Origin of the sequence: Citrobacter sp. wls827 (genome assembly GCF_005280875.1) — a bacterium.
Lineage (GTDB): Bacteria > Pseudomonadota > Gammaproteobacteria > Enterobacterales > Enterobacteriaceae > Citrobacter > Citrobacter youngae.
Genome location: NZ_SZWR01000021.1, coordinates 199,215 through 215,172 on the forward strand (window position 1 = coordinate 199,215; position 15,958 = coordinate 215,172).

A 15,958-nucleotide genomic window follows, 5' to 3' on the forward strand; every position below is an offset into this window, starting at 1 on the left:
TGCCCACGTATCCTGGCAGTAATCTGTCCGCGAGGGAGCAGTTCCGTTTGGGGCGTGCTTATCTGCTGGGGACCACGTTTGCCGCACATGAAGAGATGATCCGTTCTCAGTTGCAGGAAATGTTTGGCTCAACCGGTTTTGACAACCAACGGGATATTGCGGCCATTACCGTTAACCGCTGGGCGCATGGTTATGCGTATTACGCTAATTCACTGTTCGATGATATGGAAAAAATGCCGGAGATTATTGAGCGGGCGCGTAAACCTATCGGACGTATTGCCATCGCTAACTCTGATGCTGACTGGAGCGCTTATGCTCATGCTGCGATCGATCAGGCATGGCGCGCGGTTAATGAACTCAAGGATATGGGGTGATTTATGCGTAATGTAACCGTTTTAATCGCCTGCCTGTTTACCGCTTCTGTCTCTGCCGCTGAATCTAACGGTGAGTACATCGCGAGGATCTCAGACTGCGTGGCATGCCATACCGCGGAAGGCGGCGCGGCGATGGCGGGAGGTAAGAGGTTCCCCACGCCGGTTGGTGATATCTATTCGACGAATATTACCCCGGATAAGACGCACGGTATCGGCAACTATTCTTACGACGATTTTGAGAAGGCCGTGCGCCAGGGGATTGCCAAAGACGGTCATCCGCTGTACCCGGCGATGCCTTATCCTTCTTACTCGAAACTGTCCGACGCAGATGTTCAGGCGCTGTATAGCTACTTCATGCATGATGTTAAGCCGTCAGCAGAACCCAATAAAGAGAATGCTATTCCCTGGCTGATTTCGGCCCGCTGGCCGCTGCATATCTGGAATTGGTTGTTTACCGATGCGCCGACTGCCGCTGTTGAAGGCAACAAAGCGGATGATACGGCAGCGCGGGTAAAACGGGGGGCTTATCTGGTTGAAGGTCCGGGTCACTGCGGGTCATGCCACACTCCGAGAGGGATGGCGATGAACGAAAAAGCCTATACCAATGCCGATGCTGAGTACCTGAGCGGGGCGATGATCGACGGCTGGTATGCGCCATCGCTGCGGGGAACCGGGATGTCTGAGCAGGCGTTAACGTCATTGCTGCTGACGGGGAAAAGCAAACATGCTGCAGTATCGGGATCGATGTCTGAAGTCGTCAGCCAGAGCACACAGTACCTGACGGACGAAGATGCCACGGCGATTGCGCAGTATCTGTTGAGCCTGAAAAGCACGAAGACGGAACCGACGCGTACGAAAGCCGCTACGGCCTCCTGGTCGAATTCCCCTGAAGCGGGTAAAGTGACCTACAACCGCTACTGCTCGACCTGTCATGGTCTGGAAGGCAAAGGGACCGATGATAATGCACCTTCGCTTATTCACAACCCGTTAGTGATGGTAGACGACCCAACGCCGTTGTTCAGGGTGATTGCCCACGGCGCAGAAACACCGACGACGCGGGGGAATGTCTCCTTTAAGATGCCAGCCTATGGCAGGTTGTTCAGCGACAGCGAAATGCGTGATGTGATCAATTACGTGCGTAAAAGCTGGGGTGAAGGAAATGGTGAGGTAAGCCAGGAAGATCTGTCCGGGATTAAAAAAGCCTCACATTAATCTGCGCAATGATGCCGGATGGCGCTGCGCTTATCCGGCCTACAAAAAGCGTACTTCGTAGGCCGGATAAGGTGCTTACTCGGTGTTTATCCTGATAATATCCGCAAGTCGGGTAAACGCCGCAGCCATCTCATGTTCTTCAATACTGGCAAAGCCCAGCAGCAGACCGCTGCGTTTTTCTTCTTTCACGTAGTACCGCGAAAGTGGGCGAACCAGAAGACCTTGTGCGTTGGCCTGTTGGGCAATTGCGCTATCATCAGTACCCACAGGCAGCTGTAAAATCAGATGTAGTCCGGCGTTGCTGCTGTAAGGTCCCAGATAATCCTCACCAAGCTGGCTGATGATGAGCTCTACCAACGTATGGCGTCGGCGGCTATATAACTGGCGCATTTTACGGATGTGCGCCGCATAGTAACCCTCACGAATAAACTCAGCCAGCGCCGCCTGAATCAGGAGATGCCCACCACGATAGAGATCGTTATGTACCTTCATCAGTGGGGCGGCAAGCGGTTTGGGTATCACAACGTACCCGAGCCGCAGTGCCGGATAGAGGGTCTTGCTGAAGGTGCCGATATAGATTACCGGAGCATCTTCTTCCAGTCCCTGCAATGACGGGATGGGTTGGCCGGAAAAACGAAACTCGCTGTCGTAGTCATCTTCCACAATCCAGCTGTGCGTTTCACGTGCCTGATAGAGTAGCTGCCGTCGTCGACCAAGGCTCATTACCGGGCCAAGCGGATATTGATGTGACGGTGTCACAAAAATAAGTTTCGGCGCCGGTTCGACGCAAGCAGGCGCAAGCATGCCTTGTTCATCAACCGGGATGGCCGAAAAGTTGACGGCATTGATGCGCAGAATGTTTTTTATTCCCCAGTAACCGGGTTCTTCAATCCACGTATTATCGCCAGGATTACACAACGAGCGGGTTACCAGATCCAACGCCTGGTGAATGCCCTCGGTAATCAATATTTGATCTGGCGTACAGCGCACGCCGCGTGCGGTGCGCAGATAGTCCGCCAGCGCTTCTTTCAGTTCAATCAAACCACCAGTGGCATCGTAGGTGAGAAACTCCGGGCGTAGCCGCCTTGCCAGCCGATCCTGAATCTTTTTCAGTGTGCGATGCGGGAAAGAATGCACGTCCGGTACACCAGGAATAAAAGCTCCCCACTGGCGAGGGCTGGCGCTGGCATGCCCAAGCAGTTCAAGGCTACGGACGGACAAACTGGTGTGGTCTTCACGTGTCGCAGGTGAAACCGGAGGTTTATTAGGGGCCAGACCGAGATTGTCCAGCACGCTGTCGGTCACAAATGTACCGCTGCTGGTGCGCGCGGAGATATAGCCTTCGGCCTGCAACTGCTCGTAAACCCGCAGGACAGTATTCCGTGATAACGCCAGCTCACTCGCCAGGTCGCGTGAAGGTGGCATGCGGGTAGCGGGTTTCAGGCTCCCCTCAAGGATGCAGCTACAGATGGCGGCATACAGGCGACGATGCAGCTTCTCGTCAGTCTGCTGGCTAAATGCATGCTTGATCACATCTCCGGCAAGTGAACGCATTTGGATCCTTAAAATAAAACGATTTGGCTCTCGATTAAAGTACCAGATGGCGTCTAAATTTAAAGGGTAATTCAACCAATTGTGTTTATGGACAAGGTGTAGAGAATGAACAATAAAAACCTGCAACAACGTCGTCTGGATGCCACCCCACGTGGCGTAGGTGTGATGTGTGATTTTTATGCCCAGTCGGCTGAAAACAGCACGATTACCGATATTGAAGGCAATCAGTATATTGATTTCGCCGCCGGGATTGCCGTGCTGAACACCGGGCACCGCCATCCGCGTCTGGTGCAGGCCGTTGAGGCGCAACTGCAAGCCTTTACCCATACGGCTTATCAGATTGTTCCCTACGAAAGTTATGTATCGCTGGCGGAGAAAATCAACGCGGTGGCGCCAATTGACGGTAAGCGTAAAACGACATTCTTTACCACCGGGGCTGAGGCCGTGGAAAATGCGGTTAAAATTGCCCGCGCTCACACCGGTCGCCCTGGCGTTATCGCCTTTGGCGGTGGTTTCCATGGGCGGACATACATGACGATGGCGTTAACCGGCAAAGTGGCGCCATACAAAAAAGGCTTCGGTCCGTTCCCGGGGTCCGTTTACCATGCGCCATATCCTTCTGCGCTGCAGGGGGTTTCAACTGCAGACTCGATTAAAGCGATAGAACGTTTGTTTAAAGCGGATATCGATCCGAGCCAGGTCGCTGCGATTATCTTCGAACCCGTCCAGGGGGAAGGCGGCTTTGTTGTCGCTCCGGCGGAGTTTGTCGCGGCAATTCGCCGTATCTGCGATGAGCATGGCATCGTGATGATTGCCGATGAGGTGCAAAGTGGTTTTGCCCGTACCGGGGAGCTGTTTGCGATGGATCACTATGCTGATAAAGCAGACCTGATGACCATGGCAAAAAGCCTTGCGGGTGGGATGCCGTTGTCGGGTGTCGTAGGCAAAGCCGATATTATGGATGCGCCCGCGCCGGGTGGACTGGGGGGGACTTACGCCGGGAACCCGCTATCGATTGCGGCAGCTCATGCGGTACTGGATATTATCCGTGATGAAAAGCTGTGCCAGCGTGCGGCAGCGCTTGGCGAGCAACTGCGTGCTGTGCTGACCGATGCGCGTGCAGCATGTCCTGAACTTGCCGAAGTGCGGGGATTAGGCTCGATGATTGCCGCTGAATTCTGCGATGCGGCCACGGGTGAACCCAGCGCCACCGCCGCGCAGCGCGTGCAGAAAAAAGCGCTTGAGCAGGGGCTGCTGCTGTTAACCTGCGGCCAGTATGGCAACGTGATCCGCTTCCTTTACCCACTGACTATCCCGCAGGATCAGTTTGCAAAAGCGTTAGAGATAATCAAAACGTCGATGAAGTAATCTCGTTCAATTCAGATCGTGTGTAAAGCCGGCAGTAGTCATTACCGTCGGCTTTTTTGTTGTAACCATTTCGCCAATCCTCTCTCGTTATATATTTACATATATATCGATTAAGCCTATTCTATTCATCATACAAATATAATAAACGTGCCCCGCAAGAGAAGGCGCTTGTGTTATCGACCGCCAGTCTTTCTATCTAACGAATTGAATCAACAAATGTTAAATTGCAAAATCACCCCAATTGCCTCCGGGTTGCTGACTTTTTCTTGTCTTGCCGCCTCCCTGTCGGCCCATTCTGATGACACCATTACCGTTACTGCTTCCGCGCCTGCTCAATCTTCGTTTCCCGAGCAGGAGCCCGCGGCCGCTGAAAAAAAGGCGACGATCGGTAGCCTGGGGCAGCGAGAGTTAATTGATGTTCCGTGGTCGGTACAAACACTGTCGAAAAAAGTGATTGATCAGCAACAAATCAAAGATGTTAAGGATGTTTATCGCTACATACCGTCCGTTCAGGGAGAGGGGGTTCGACCACAAACCCGTGGCATGCAAGGGAGCGTGGTGCAAAACCATATGATTGATGGGCTGAATGCCGTTTCCACCACCGAATATCCGACAGAGCAGTTCCAGAATATAGACGTGCTGAGTGGTATCGCGGGTTCACTGTACGGGCCAGCCAACCCGGCGGGGATGTTTAATCTGGTCTCGAAACGCCCTCTGGATACGCTACTGCATCGGGTTACCGTAGGGCAAGGTACAGGGTCAGGAACGCTGGCATCAATGGATTTCAGCGGGCCTGTCGACGCGGGAGACAGAGTGAAGTACCGCCTCAACCTGATGAATGATGAAGGGCACAGTTACACCACCGATAGTCATGTTCGTCGGCAGTACGCGGGGTTGGGCCTGGATTTTCAGCTGACCGATAAAACCGTGCTGGAGAGTAATTTCAGCTATTACCACTATTATGAAAAAGGCATGCCAGGCAGCTTTGCGCTGGCAAAAGGCGTGCAGTTTCCTTCGGCATTCGATCCGACGAACAGTAAATATGGTCAGTCATATGCAGGTCATGATGATGAAACGACCACTGCGGACATGCACATCAAGCATGATTTTGACGGCAACTGGATGCTGGATCTGGGGGCCTTACACCAGGTTGCTGACCGTGAATCGACGGCAGTAACCAACACCCTGACGGATAATCGGGGTCACTACACCACCACGACCTCGAATTCAGCGGCCAGTCGCTTTACGATCAACAGCTATTTAGCGAACCTGACCGGCAGCATTGATTCTGGCTGGTTGACGCAGGATATCGCGACCGGAATGCGCGGATTTGTATGGAAAAACTATAACCCGAGAAATGGGGGAACCTTTACGCTGGGGCATTCTTCACTTGATCAACATCCCGACTATCCGCGCCCGCCTTATCCTGACTTTACTAATCGCTATCATTCGGCGACCACTACGCAGCATGCATTTCTGTTAAGCGATACGCTGCATTTCACTCCGCAATGGAGTTTGTTGCTGTCTGGCAGCGAAAACTTGTTTACCGTCAGCAACTATAACAAATCCGGTCATGAAACCAGTCGCCAAAAGGATAACGGCATGAGCGGCTCCGCCAGCCTGATGTATAAACCGGTTGAGAACGTCACGCTGTACACCACCTGGGCTGACAGTTTGCAGCAGGGCGATACCGCACCTGCCGGGGCCAGCAATGCAGGACATGTGCTGGATCCGTACCGCAGCCATCAGGTGGAGGTGGGGGCAAAATATGCGCCCGTCAAAGATCTGCTGCTCACCGCGGCGCTATTTGAAGCAAAACGTCCCTTTGCTTATACCAACGACAACGGCGAATTTGCTCAGGACGGTACGCAGAAAAACCGTGGGCTGGAACTGATGGCTGATGGGTATATCACGGAAAATTTACGGGTGTTAGGGGGAGCCGCCTGGTTGGACCCCATGCTGCACAACACTGCCGCCAATAATGCAGATGGTAAGCAGGTTGTCGGCTTGCCACGCTTTACCTCGAATGTGCTGGCAGTCTATAGCATTGAACAGGTTCAGGGACTGGATGTGGATGCCAACGTGCATTACGTCGGCGTCGGGCTACCGATAACGCGAATGATACCTGGGTAGGCAGTTATACCACAGTGGATATTGGTAGCCGTTATGCCACCAGACTGTGGAACACACCCACAACTTTCCGGTTTGATATCACTAACCTGACTGACCGCCGCTACTGGACCAACATTGTCCCCGGCGCGTTGACGGGTTATACGGGGGCCGGGGCGGCCAGTGCGCAACTTGGCGCCCCACGTCAGGCGCAGATTTCCGTTCAGGTTGATTTTTAAGGATTGCTGATGAAAACGTGCCACACATGGTTGCTCTGTGTGTGGCTGGCGTTTCCCGCCCTGGCCACGCGTCAGGTTGTGGATGATGCCGGTCACACTGTAACCGTCCCCACACAAGTTCAACGTATTGCGGATAGCTGGTTTGCCCATCACTCGGTGTTGATGACGCTGGGGGCGGGACGTCAGATTGTCGCCACCGTCAACCATCCACAGAGCCAGCCGTGGATGTTCAAAATAAACCCATCGCTGAATCAGGCCTTACAAATTCACGGGACGTCATTCAATAGCGAGGCCCTGCTGGCTCTGCATACCGATGTTCTGTTTGTCGCAAAGGGCAAGGGGGATGCGCAGAGTTACAACCAGGCGGGTATCCCGACGCTGGAAATGGCATTTACTGATTATCCTTCGATGGAAAAGTCAGTCACGACCACGGCGGACGTGTTAGGCACGGATCAGGCCCGTGCCAGGGCGGTGGCATATAATCAATTTTTAACCCGCACTATTGCGGATATTCGCGCGAAAACGGCGACGTTAGCGGAAAATCAGCGCCCGCGGGTTCTGCACATTCAGTCGCTGAACCCACTGAAAGTCGACGGTAGAAACACGTTGATTGATACCTGGATTGCGCTCTCTGGTGGGCGGAACGTCGCCGGGGAAGTGGACGGTAACATGAAAGAAGTCTCACCCGAGCGGGTGCTGTATTGGCAGCCGGAGGTGATTATTCTCGGGGCGGGATGTGGCGATATTGCCAGTTCACCTTATGCAGCGTTGTTCAAAGAGCTTAACGCGGTGAAACAGGGCAAAGTCTGGCGCAATCCGGCGGGCGTCTTCCCCTGGGATCGCTATGGAACCGAAAGCGCGTTGCAGTTGCAGTGGGCCGCGTCAAAGCTGCATCCAGCACTGTTTGGCGGCCTGGATATGGTTAACGTAACCCGCGATTTTTACCGCCAGTTTTTTGATTATTCGCTTAGCGAGGCGCAGGCGAAGCGGATTTTAGCCGGGCTACCCCCACAGGGGTAAAGCGGGAAGCGCTGACGGGCAAATGCAGGCCAGTTCAGGGTTACACGCTGTATTTGCCGTGACGAACCGCGTGGCGGTATACCGTGTCTGGCGATAATGGGTTGCCAGCTATCACGTTATATAATTTAATGCATATCGAATTTTTCCCAGTCCAGATGGTATCTATGTTAACTCTTCGCTCTTTTGTGCTGGTTTGCGCCAGCATGTTTTTTGCCTTTTCCGCACAGGCGGATCGCACTATCACCGATCAGCTTGGGCGTCAGGTTACAATCCCTGACCATGTCGATAAGGTGGTTGTGCTGCAACACCAGACGCTGAATATTCTGGTGCAACTGGATGCTGCGCAGGATATCGTCGGCGTGATGTCGAGCTGGAAAAAACAGCTTGGGCCTGAGTTTGCCCGGTTTATGCCGACAATAACTACGCTGCCTACGCCTGGCGATCTCACCAGCGTGAATATCGAAAGTTTGCTGGCGATTCATCCGCAGGTAGTGTTTGTCGCCAACTATGCGCCCGCTGAGATGATCCAGCAGATTCAGAATGCCGGTATCCCGGTGGTGGCTATCTCGTTACGTCAGGATATTGCCGGGCAACAGAATAAAATGAACCCGACGATGGCTGATGAAGAGCAGGTCTACAACGAAGGCTTAAAGCAGGGGATCCGCCTGATTGCGGATGTGGTCGGGCGTAAAACGCAGGCGGAAACGCTGATCAATTACGTCTTTACGGCGCGAGCAAAATTCAATGCGCCAGTTGCGGCCATACCGGAAGCGCAAAAGGTTCGCATTTATATGGCAAATCCTGACCTTATGACCTACGGTTCCGGGAAATACACTGGCCTGATGATGCAACATGCGGGTGGGTTAAATGTGGCGGCGGCCAGCGTGAAAGGCGCGCGTCAGGTGGCGCTTGAGCAGGTGCTGGCGTGGAACCCGCAGGTGATTTTTGTTCAGGACCGATATCCGCAGGTGGTCAAAGAGATCCAAAACGATCCTAACTGGCAGGGAATTGACGCGGTGAAAAATCATCGTGTCTGGCTGATGCCTGAATATGCCAAAGCCTGGGGTTATCCGATGCCGGAAGCATTGGCAATAGGTGAGTTGTGGATGGCCAAAAAACTTTACCCGGATGCCTATAAAAATGTCGATGTGGATGCGCAGGCGCAGGATTACTATCAACGTTTTTATCGTGTGAACTGGCAGTCAGATGCTGCTAAGTAAACGGGATTTCCCCTTGCAATCATTACTGATAGCAGGGGTGTTGGTGCTGGGGGTCAGTTCGCTGTGTCTTGGACAATATCCGCTGTCACTTCGTGAAGTGTTTTATCAACTCACCCATTTTGGCGATGCGCAGGGTATTGCCAGTCAGGTGATATGGACAGTCAGACTACCGCGTATTCTGATGGCGTTGCTGGCGGGTGGCGCGCTGGGATTGTGCGGCGCTACCTTGCAAGGGGTGTTTCACAACCCATTGGTCGACCCGCACATTATAGGCGTAACCTCGGGGGCGGCCTTCGGCGGGACGCTGGCGATTCTGTTGGGTCTTGAGCCGTGGCTGATGATGGGGTCAACCTTCTTCTTCGGTCTGGCAGCGCTCATTCTGGTATATGCCATTGCGGCCTTACAAGGGCTGGAAAATACGCTGGTGCTGATCTTATCTGGCATTATTTTAAGTGGTTTTTTTGCCGCGCTGGTGAGCCTGATTCAATACCAGGCCGATACGGAAGAAACCTTGCCGAACATCGTATTCTGGCTGCTGGGCAGTTTTGCCACGGCTAACTGGCATAAAGTCCTGCTGCTTGCGATCCCGGTATCCATTGCGGCGACGATGTTGTACCAGTTGCGCTGGCGGATAAATCTGTTATCGCTCAATGATAAAGATGCTAAAGCGCTGGGCGTGGCGGTGGTTCCGCTGCGGCGTAGCGTGCTGGTGTGCTGCGCGTTTTTAGTTGCCGCTCAGGTGGCGGTCAGTGGCAGCATTGCCTGGGTTGGGCTGGTTATTCCCCATCTTGCGCGGTTGCTGGTGGGGGTTGATCATCGTCGCTTGCTCCCGTGTGCTTTTTGGATGGGAGGTGGTTTTATGATTGCGGTCGATGATATCGCCCGCACTCTGATGCATGCGGAAATACCGCTTGGGATCATCACCGCGTTGCTCGGCGCACCGCTGTTTGCCTTCTTGCTCATTCGTACCAGTCGTCGGGGGAAACAATGACATCTATTGCGCTCAGCGTGAATCAGCTTAGCTATGGCTATCGCTCTCCACTGTTTGACCCCCTCACTTTTCAGTGTCAGAAAGGCCAGATCTGGGCGGTGCTTGGGCGAAACGGTCTGGGTAAGAGCACGCTGCTGGATACGCTCACGGGCACGCGACCCGCGCTGGGCGGGAGTATTGATGTTCATGGGGGGATAGGCATTGTGGCCCAGCATTGCCATCTGCCGTTTCCCTATACGGTGAGCGACGTGGTGTTGATGGGGCGGGCGCAGCACGTAAAATTGTTTGCTCAGCCCAGCCGCCAGGATCAACAACGGGCGGAGCAGGCGCTGGAACAGCTAAACATTGCGCATCTCGCCGCCACATCGTTTAGCTCACTTTCTGGCGGTCAGCAGCAACTGGTGATGATTGCCCGTGCTCTGGTTACAGAATGCCAGACGCTGTTGCTTGATGAGCCATGTTCAGCGCTGGATCTTGCCAATCAGCAGGTCGTGCTGCAGCTCATCAGCGATTTAGCACACCGGCAGGGGTGTAGCGTGCTTTTCTCGACGCATGATCCGTTGCACGCCTTACAGATTGCAACTCATACGCTGCTGTTGCTTCCTGAGGGAAAATGGCTGGCAGGGCCGACGGACGGCGTGGTGACAGAAGATTATCTGTTCCAGGCCTATGGCTTGCCATTGCGAAAATTCAGTGTGGAAAACTATCAGACACCGTTTATTGCGCCGCTGTTTGCTATCCACCGCTAACAGGCAAGAAACCGGCGGCGGTCAGCAACGCCTGACCGTCGTGGGCAAGCATAAATTTAACCAGTCTCATCACCTCTTCAGAAGCATCGAGCACCGCCAGTTGGTATTCACACAAGATGTTCTGTTCCGCAGGAATAGCAACGTAGCGAACATCGGACGGTGAACCGAGTGCTTTTGCATAATGTGCGTAACCAATAAACAGATCGGCCAACCCCTGGCGAAGAAGCCAACTGCTTGCCAATTCTCCTGGCGGGATGCTGAGCGTATCGCGGCCACCAACCAGTGGCAGGGCGCGTGCACGAAGCTGTCGTCCAAGTCCCGGTTCCAGTGCATCCATGTTATCGAAAAATGTCCAGGTATAATCACCGGAAGGGTCGCAGCCCGGTGTGGATGTGCCAATACGCAGCACCGGGTCGCGTAGTAAATCCAGCCATTCACCGCGCCGGTTGGTAACCAGGCCCAGTTGATTCCAGCACAGTGTATGTGTGGAAACGGCCCGGTGTGTGTCCAGTAGTCGTTGTGGATGTGCCCGATTTGCACTGGCGAACAGAGCACACGGTTCCCCGGCTTCAATACGCTCGCGCAGCAAACCTGCCGGGCCATAGCCAACGTTGACCTCAATGCCGCTAAGGCGGGTGAACTGATTGAGTAGTGGGGTAAATGCCAGTCGTAAACTTCCCGCAGCAAGGAGGGTGATTGAAGAGGGCATGATATCTGATCTCTGGGCTATGGCGGTTATGCGAAGAAGGTGAATGATACGCCCTGCACAAGGGACTTTGAAGGCATCTGATGATGCCATTTCGCTTACATCATTTGATGTTGTAGTCGCTTTCAAAGGGTTATTTGATCCAGCGTGCGGTGGGATGCTGACGCTGTCTTTTTTTGTTCTATGCTTTGACCGTAATAAAAGATCCTGAACGGAAGAGAGCATACGTGCAGGGGGAAGACAAATGACAATCTTGTGTAAGACCTGCGGAACGTCCTATGACGATACGCATGGGGCTATAACGCATTGCAAAATCTGCGAAGATGAGCGCCAGTATGTTCCCGTTACCGGACAATCATGGATCGATCCAGCCGCGCTTCACGCGACGCATACGAATAAATGGCTGCAGCATGAGCGTTCGCTACTGAGTATTCAGACCGTGCCACGGTTTGCCATTAACCAACGGGCATTTTTGCTACGCACCCCGCAGGGGAATGTGCTCTGGGATTGTATTGCGAATCTGGACCCGGCCACGCAGACGCTCATCACCGCGCTGGGTGGGTTGAGTGCCATTGCCATTTCGCATCCTCACTACTACTCCACGATGCAGGATTGGGCGGCAGCATTCGATGCACCAATCTATCTGCATGCCGACGATCGCCAGTGGATTATGCGTGACAGCCCCTCTATTCGGCTATGGGAAGGCGATGTGCATAAATTACTCCCTACCGTGACGTTGTTACGCCTGGGCGGACATTTTGCGGGGGGGAGTATTATGCATATTGATGATGGGGAGGGGATAATCCTTGTGGGCGATATTTTGCAGGTCACTCCCGGTGCGGATGCTGTGTCGTTTATGTGGAGCTACCCCAATATGCTGCCATTGCCGGCAAGCGCGGTTATCCACATTATGCACGCGTTGCAGGATGTCAGATTCGACCGACTCTATGGCGCGTTTGAAGGTCAGGATATTAAATCCAACGCCAGACAGATTGTGGTGCGATCGGTGCAGAAGTATCTTGCTTGTCTGCGCAAAGAATAGAATGGGTTTCAGGAGAACGTTTGAGAATTTAGCACCAAATCAAAGGGATATGATTTGGTGCGTCCGAGTGGACTCGAACCACCGACCCCCACCATGTCAAGGTGGTGCTCTAACCAACTGAGCTACGGACGCAAATGGTGCGTTCAATTGGACTCGAACCAACGACCCCCACCATGTCAAGGTGGTGCTCTAACCAACTGAGCTATGAACGCAACGTTGTAGGTGACAACGGGGACGAATATTAGCGGCACAGACCGAATGAGGCAAGAGGGAATTAGCATTTTTCTGCATGTTTTCACGCGATTGCAGAGTAATTAAGCAAGTTGACTATATTTTGTTGATTTTGCAGCGTGTTTTTTATTCAGACAGCGAACTGGAGCATACCAGGGTCGGTTTGAATGGCAGGGGTGCTCAGACTTTACGCGCTGTAAGGATAGTAGTTTCTATTTTCTCTGGGGTAGTGAAAGGGGTAAAACGCTTGAGCGGCTTGCTGTCACGCCTATCGGGAAGCCCACACTGTAGTTGATGTGACAGGCTTCGCTGCGTACGCGACAGTGGATTGGACAGAAAACTGATTCAAGAGGCGATGAACTTTTGCGAAGAACAGAAATTCTCTGCGGTTCAGTTATGGACATTCCATAATTTATATTAACCAACCTGACGAGTGTTCCATTCGTCACGCGTGATTTCCCAAAGTTCAGAATCCAGCAAACCGCTGACATACTCTTTCTTTTCCGTCTTGATAAGTCGCATGCCGCTACTGTCTGAAATACGTTTGGAACGGATATTGAGAGATGCTTTCGGCGCACGCAATACCGTCTTATTTAACGTATTAAACCAGTAATCCGTAGCGATATTACTGGCCTCACGCATAAAACCCTGACCCTGATATTCCGGATCTAACCAAAATCCACGGTTATTATCCTCAACGTCATAAAGGCAAATTAAACCTATGAGAGCGTCAGGGGCCTCACGGAGTCTGATAGTCCAGATCCACGCAATCCCTTTTTCCATATCAGGCAGGGCAACGTTATTGACGTAATTCTCCGCACCGTTATCAGGATAGGGCCAGGGTACTGAGGAAACCATATAGCGAACTATCTCCCAGCGTGGATAAAGCAACTGAATCTGCGAGGCATCTTCGGCTTCTAATGGTTTTAACAGCAAGCGTTCCGTATGGAGTTTTGGTATTTTCATATGCGCTTTTCCTACAAGAGTAAGATAAGAGAATCAATGTGGGGAGGATTTTGAAAAAATATTAATAACCAGAACCCCAGCACAAATAAGAAGCATGCCTGCGATCGCCGGAAAATCAAGTTTTTGCCCACTTACCAACCAGCTCAAAAGGCTGATTAATACGATTCCAGCACCTGACCAAATTGCGTACGCAATACCCGTTGGAATGGTCGACAGAGTCTGGGAGAGAAGATAAAAGGCTGTGCAGTAGCACACAATAGTTGCTACCGATGGCCATAGGCGTGTGAATCCGTCAGAGAACTTCATCAGGGTTGTACCTATGACCTCAGCTACAATAGCTCCTGCAAGGAAAATGTATGAATTCAAAATCTGATCCCATGTGACAATCTAAAGCAAATATCGTATCACAAAGGGTTGGGTGAGTTTGAACGCAGCCCAAACTACTTTTTCGTGTAGTGATTAATAATCACCACGATATTGATTATTTTACGGCGCTGACCGCATGAAGAATTACACTTGCCACGGCATCTGGCTGAGAAATATGTGGGGCATGACTGGTGTTCAGGGTAGTCACCGTCGCGTGAATTTTCTTCGCCATCGCTTTCTGTAAGTCAGTGTCGAGCATATGATCCTGTTCGCTGACAATATACCTGGAAGGTTTATTTTCCCATGCCGCGTCTTTCACTTTTTCGCCAAATACTGCGCCGTTAGTTGGGCCCTGAGTGGCGTAGATAAGTCTCGCTTGTTCCGTAGTAACATCCTGCGCCAGGTGCTTAGAAACGCCTTCAGAAGTGAGCTTCAGATAACCCGCATCATCAGCATCAATATGGCTGAAACCTGATGGCGTAGGATAATCTTTTGTTAAATCACCGACAGACTCTCCGGCCGATGGTGCAAAAGCGGCAACATAAACCAATGCTTTGACGTTCTCATTTTTTGCACCGGCCTCTGTAATGACTGCTCCACCATAGGAATGGCCGACCAGCACAACAGGACCTTTTACTCGTGCCAGTGCGCGACGTGTTGTGGCGGTATCTTCAGCAAAGGAGGTGAGTGGGTTTTGTACGGCAACGACATTAAGCCCTTTAGCCTCAAGCAAAGGAATGACCTTATTCCAGGTTGAACCATCTGAAAATGCACCATGCACAAGCACAACCGTGGGTTTAGCCGCTTTAACATCAGCTGCAGATGCCAGCGCTGAACAGCTCATGGAGGCCGCCATCAGTAAGGAAAGAGAGAGATTTTTCATATCAAGAATGCCTTTGTTAGTGATCGGATGCTCACGGTTAAGCGAGCTAAGTTGACTGGCAATGTACATTGAAAACGTAATGCGATAAATTTACGTAAATAACCATCACCTGGAACATTTCATTTCAAATGGATCGTTTAACCTGCATGCAGACATTCATTAGGGTGGTCGAGTCAGGCTCCATTTCTGCCGCAGCGGGTGAACTGGATCAGTCCTCTCAACTGACGGGTAAGCAGTTACGCATGCTTGAGCAAAATCTTGGCATTCAACTGATCAACCGTACGACCCGGAGCCAGAGCCTGACGGACAGCGGCCGTCTCTTTTATGAAAGAGCGAAAAATATTCTGGCTGAAATGGAAGAAGCGGAAGCCGTGATTGCTGAAACCCGTGCGATCCCCCGTGGTAATCTCAGGATCAGCGCTCCCATTACCTTTGGCAGTCAGCTGCTAGCCTCAAAACTGCCGGAATATCTCAAACAAAATCCCGAAGTCTCGCTCGAACTCTGTTTGTCGAATCGCACTGTCGATCTGGTTGAAGAGCGCTTTGATGCCGTTTTTCGTACGGGAGAACTGGCGGACAGCCAGCTACTGGCAAGAGCGCTTGCTCCCTATCAGATGGTTATTTGTGCTGCACCGGCTTATCTTGAAGAGGCTGGAACGCCCTCTGTGCCGCAGGATTTGACGAGGCACCAGTGCCTGATCTTTACCCATACATCAATGCGGACGGAATGGAAATTTGAAGGCCCTGGCGGACAAGTCTCGGTACCTGTAACCGGCAGGTTTAAAACGGACAACAGCGAAGCCCTGCTTGCTGCCGCCCTCTCAGGGCTGGGAATCATTATGCAACCGCTTCCGCTGATGAGCGCGGACATCGCCGCCGGGCGGCTGGTGCGGGTTCTGCCCGATTATGAACTGCCCGGTCGGCCCGT

The 15,958-nt window shown here is 52.4% G+C and carries 13 protein-coding genes, 2 tRNA genes and 3 pseudogenes; 10 read left to right on the forward strand and 8 right to left on the reverse strand.

What is annotated here, in order from left to right:
- Positions 1-374: pseudogene (locus FDX03_RS23580) on the forward strand (spermidine dehydrogenase); the annotation flags it as partial.
- 3 nt (positions 375-377) lie between these two features.
- Positions 378-1,586 (forward strand): cytochrome c, encoded by a 1,209-nt coding sequence (locus FDX03_RS18065; RefSeq protein WP_137346351.1) that lies wholly within the window; start codon positions 378-380, stop codon positions 1,584-1,586.
- Between the two features lie 75 nt (positions 1,587-1,661).
- On the opposite strand, the gene FDX03_RS18070 is transcribed toward FDX03_RS18065, so the two are convergent.
- Complete coding sequence (locus tag FDX03_RS18070; protein WP_137346352.1) at positions 1,662-3,140, reverse strand: PLP-dependent aminotransferase family protein; 1,479 nt, start codon at positions 3,138-3,140, stop codon at positions 1,662-1,664.
- Positions 3,141-3,245: 105 nt separating this feature from the next.
- On the opposite strand from FDX03_RS18070, the gene puuE reads away from it, so the two are divergent.
- From puuE to FDX03_RS18100, 6 genes and pseudogenes are all read left to right on the forward strand, one after another.
- Entirely contained in the window at positions 3,246-4,508 is a 1,263-nt protein-coding gene (gene puuE, locus FDX03_RS18075) for a 4-aminobutyrate transaminase (protein ID WP_137346353.1), read from the forward strand.
- Positions 4,509-4,724: 216 nt separating this feature from the next.
- Positions 4,725-6,856 (forward strand): annotated as a pseudogene (locus tag FDX03_RS18080) (TonB-dependent siderophore receptor).
- 9 nt (positions 6,857-6,865) lie between these two features.
- On the forward strand, positions 6,866-7,876 hold the full coding sequence (locus tag FDX03_RS18085; RefSeq protein WP_137346354.1) for an ABC transporter substrate-binding protein: 1,011 nt from the start codon (positions 6,866-6,868) through the stop codon (positions 7,874-7,876).
- Positions 7,877-8,040: 164 nt separating this feature from the next.
- Complete coding sequence (locus tag FDX03_RS18090; RefSeq protein WP_048211808.1) at positions 8,041-9,096, forward strand: ABC transporter substrate-binding protein; 1,056 nt, start codon at positions 8,041-8,043, stop codon at positions 9,094-9,096.
- Positions 9,083-10,087: an iron ABC transporter permease gene (locus tag FDX03_RS18095; RefSeq protein WP_048211807.1), complete on the forward strand. Its 1,005-nt coding sequence runs from the start codon at positions 9,083-9,085 to the stop codon at positions 10,085-10,087. The genes FDX03_RS18090 and FDX03_RS18095 overlap by 14 nt, the downstream gene beginning before the upstream one ends.
- Positions 10,084-10,836, forward strand: coding sequence for an ABC transporter ATP-binding protein (locus FDX03_RS18100; RefSeq protein WP_137346355.1), 753 nt, complete (start codon positions 10,084-10,086; stop codon positions 10,834-10,836). The genes FDX03_RS18095 and FDX03_RS18100 overlap by 4 nt, the downstream gene beginning before the upstream one ends.
- Here FDX03_RS18100 and FDX03_RS18105 read toward each other — a convergent pair.
- On the reverse strand, positions 10,823-11,545 hold the full coding sequence (locus FDX03_RS18105; protein ID WP_061067822.1) for a substrate-binding domain-containing protein: 723 nt from the start codon (positions 11,543-11,545) through the stop codon (positions 10,823-10,825). The genes FDX03_RS18100 and FDX03_RS18105 overlap by 14 nt on opposite strands.
- Before the next feature lie 241 nt (positions 11,546-11,786).
- Between FDX03_RS18105 and FDX03_RS18110 the strand changes: the two genes are divergently transcribed.
- Positions 11,787-12,584 carry an MBL fold metallo-hydrolase gene (locus FDX03_RS18110; RefSeq protein ID WP_137346356.1) on the forward strand — a complete coding sequence of 266 codons (798 nt, stop codon included), beginning with the start codon at positions 11,787-11,789 and terminating at the stop codon, positions 12,582-12,584.
- 55 nt (positions 12,585-12,639) lie between these two features.
- Here the strand turns inward: FDX03_RS18110 and FDX03_RS18115 are convergent.
- The 6 genes and pseudogenes from FDX03_RS18115 to FDX03_RS18145 form a co-directional block, all read right to left on the reverse strand.
- A tRNA-Val gene (locus FDX03_RS18115) sits at positions 12,640-12,716 on the reverse strand.
- Between the two features lie 3 nt (positions 12,717-12,719).
- A tRNA-Val gene (locus FDX03_RS18120) sits at positions 12,720-12,796 on the reverse strand.
- 199 nt (positions 12,797-12,995) lie between these two features.
- Positions 12,996-13,082: pseudogene (locus tag FDX03_RS23585) on the reverse strand (glutathione peroxidase); the annotation flags it as partial.
- A gap of 150 nt (positions 13,083-13,232) precedes the next feature.
- Positions 13,233-13,781: a GNAT family N-acetyltransferase gene (locus FDX03_RS18135; protein WP_048211803.1), complete on the reverse strand. Its 549-nt coding sequence runs from the start codon at positions 13,779-13,781 to the stop codon at positions 13,233-13,235.
- A 33-nt stretch (positions 13,782-13,814) separates the two neighbouring features.
- Positions 13,815-14,147 carry an EmrE family multidrug efflux SMR transporter gene (locus tag FDX03_RS18140; protein ID WP_071887338.1) on the reverse strand — a complete coding sequence of 111 codons (333 nt, stop codon included), beginning with the start codon at positions 14,145-14,147 and terminating at the stop codon, positions 13,815-13,817.
- Between the two features lie 115 nt (positions 14,148-14,262).
- The gene (locus tag FDX03_RS18145; RefSeq protein WP_137346357.1) at positions 14,263-15,030 is read right to left on the reverse strand and encodes an alpha/beta hydrolase; all 768 of its coding nucleotides are present in this window, start codon (positions 15,028-15,030) and stop codon (positions 14,263-14,265) included.
- A gap of 128 nt (positions 15,031-15,158) precedes the next feature.
- Between FDX03_RS18145 and FDX03_RS18150 the strand changes: the two genes are divergently transcribed.
- Positions 15,159-15,958 (forward strand): LysR substrate-binding domain-containing protein (locus FDX03_RS18150; protein WP_249357101.1); only part of this gene is annotated, 800 nt, incomplete at its 3' end.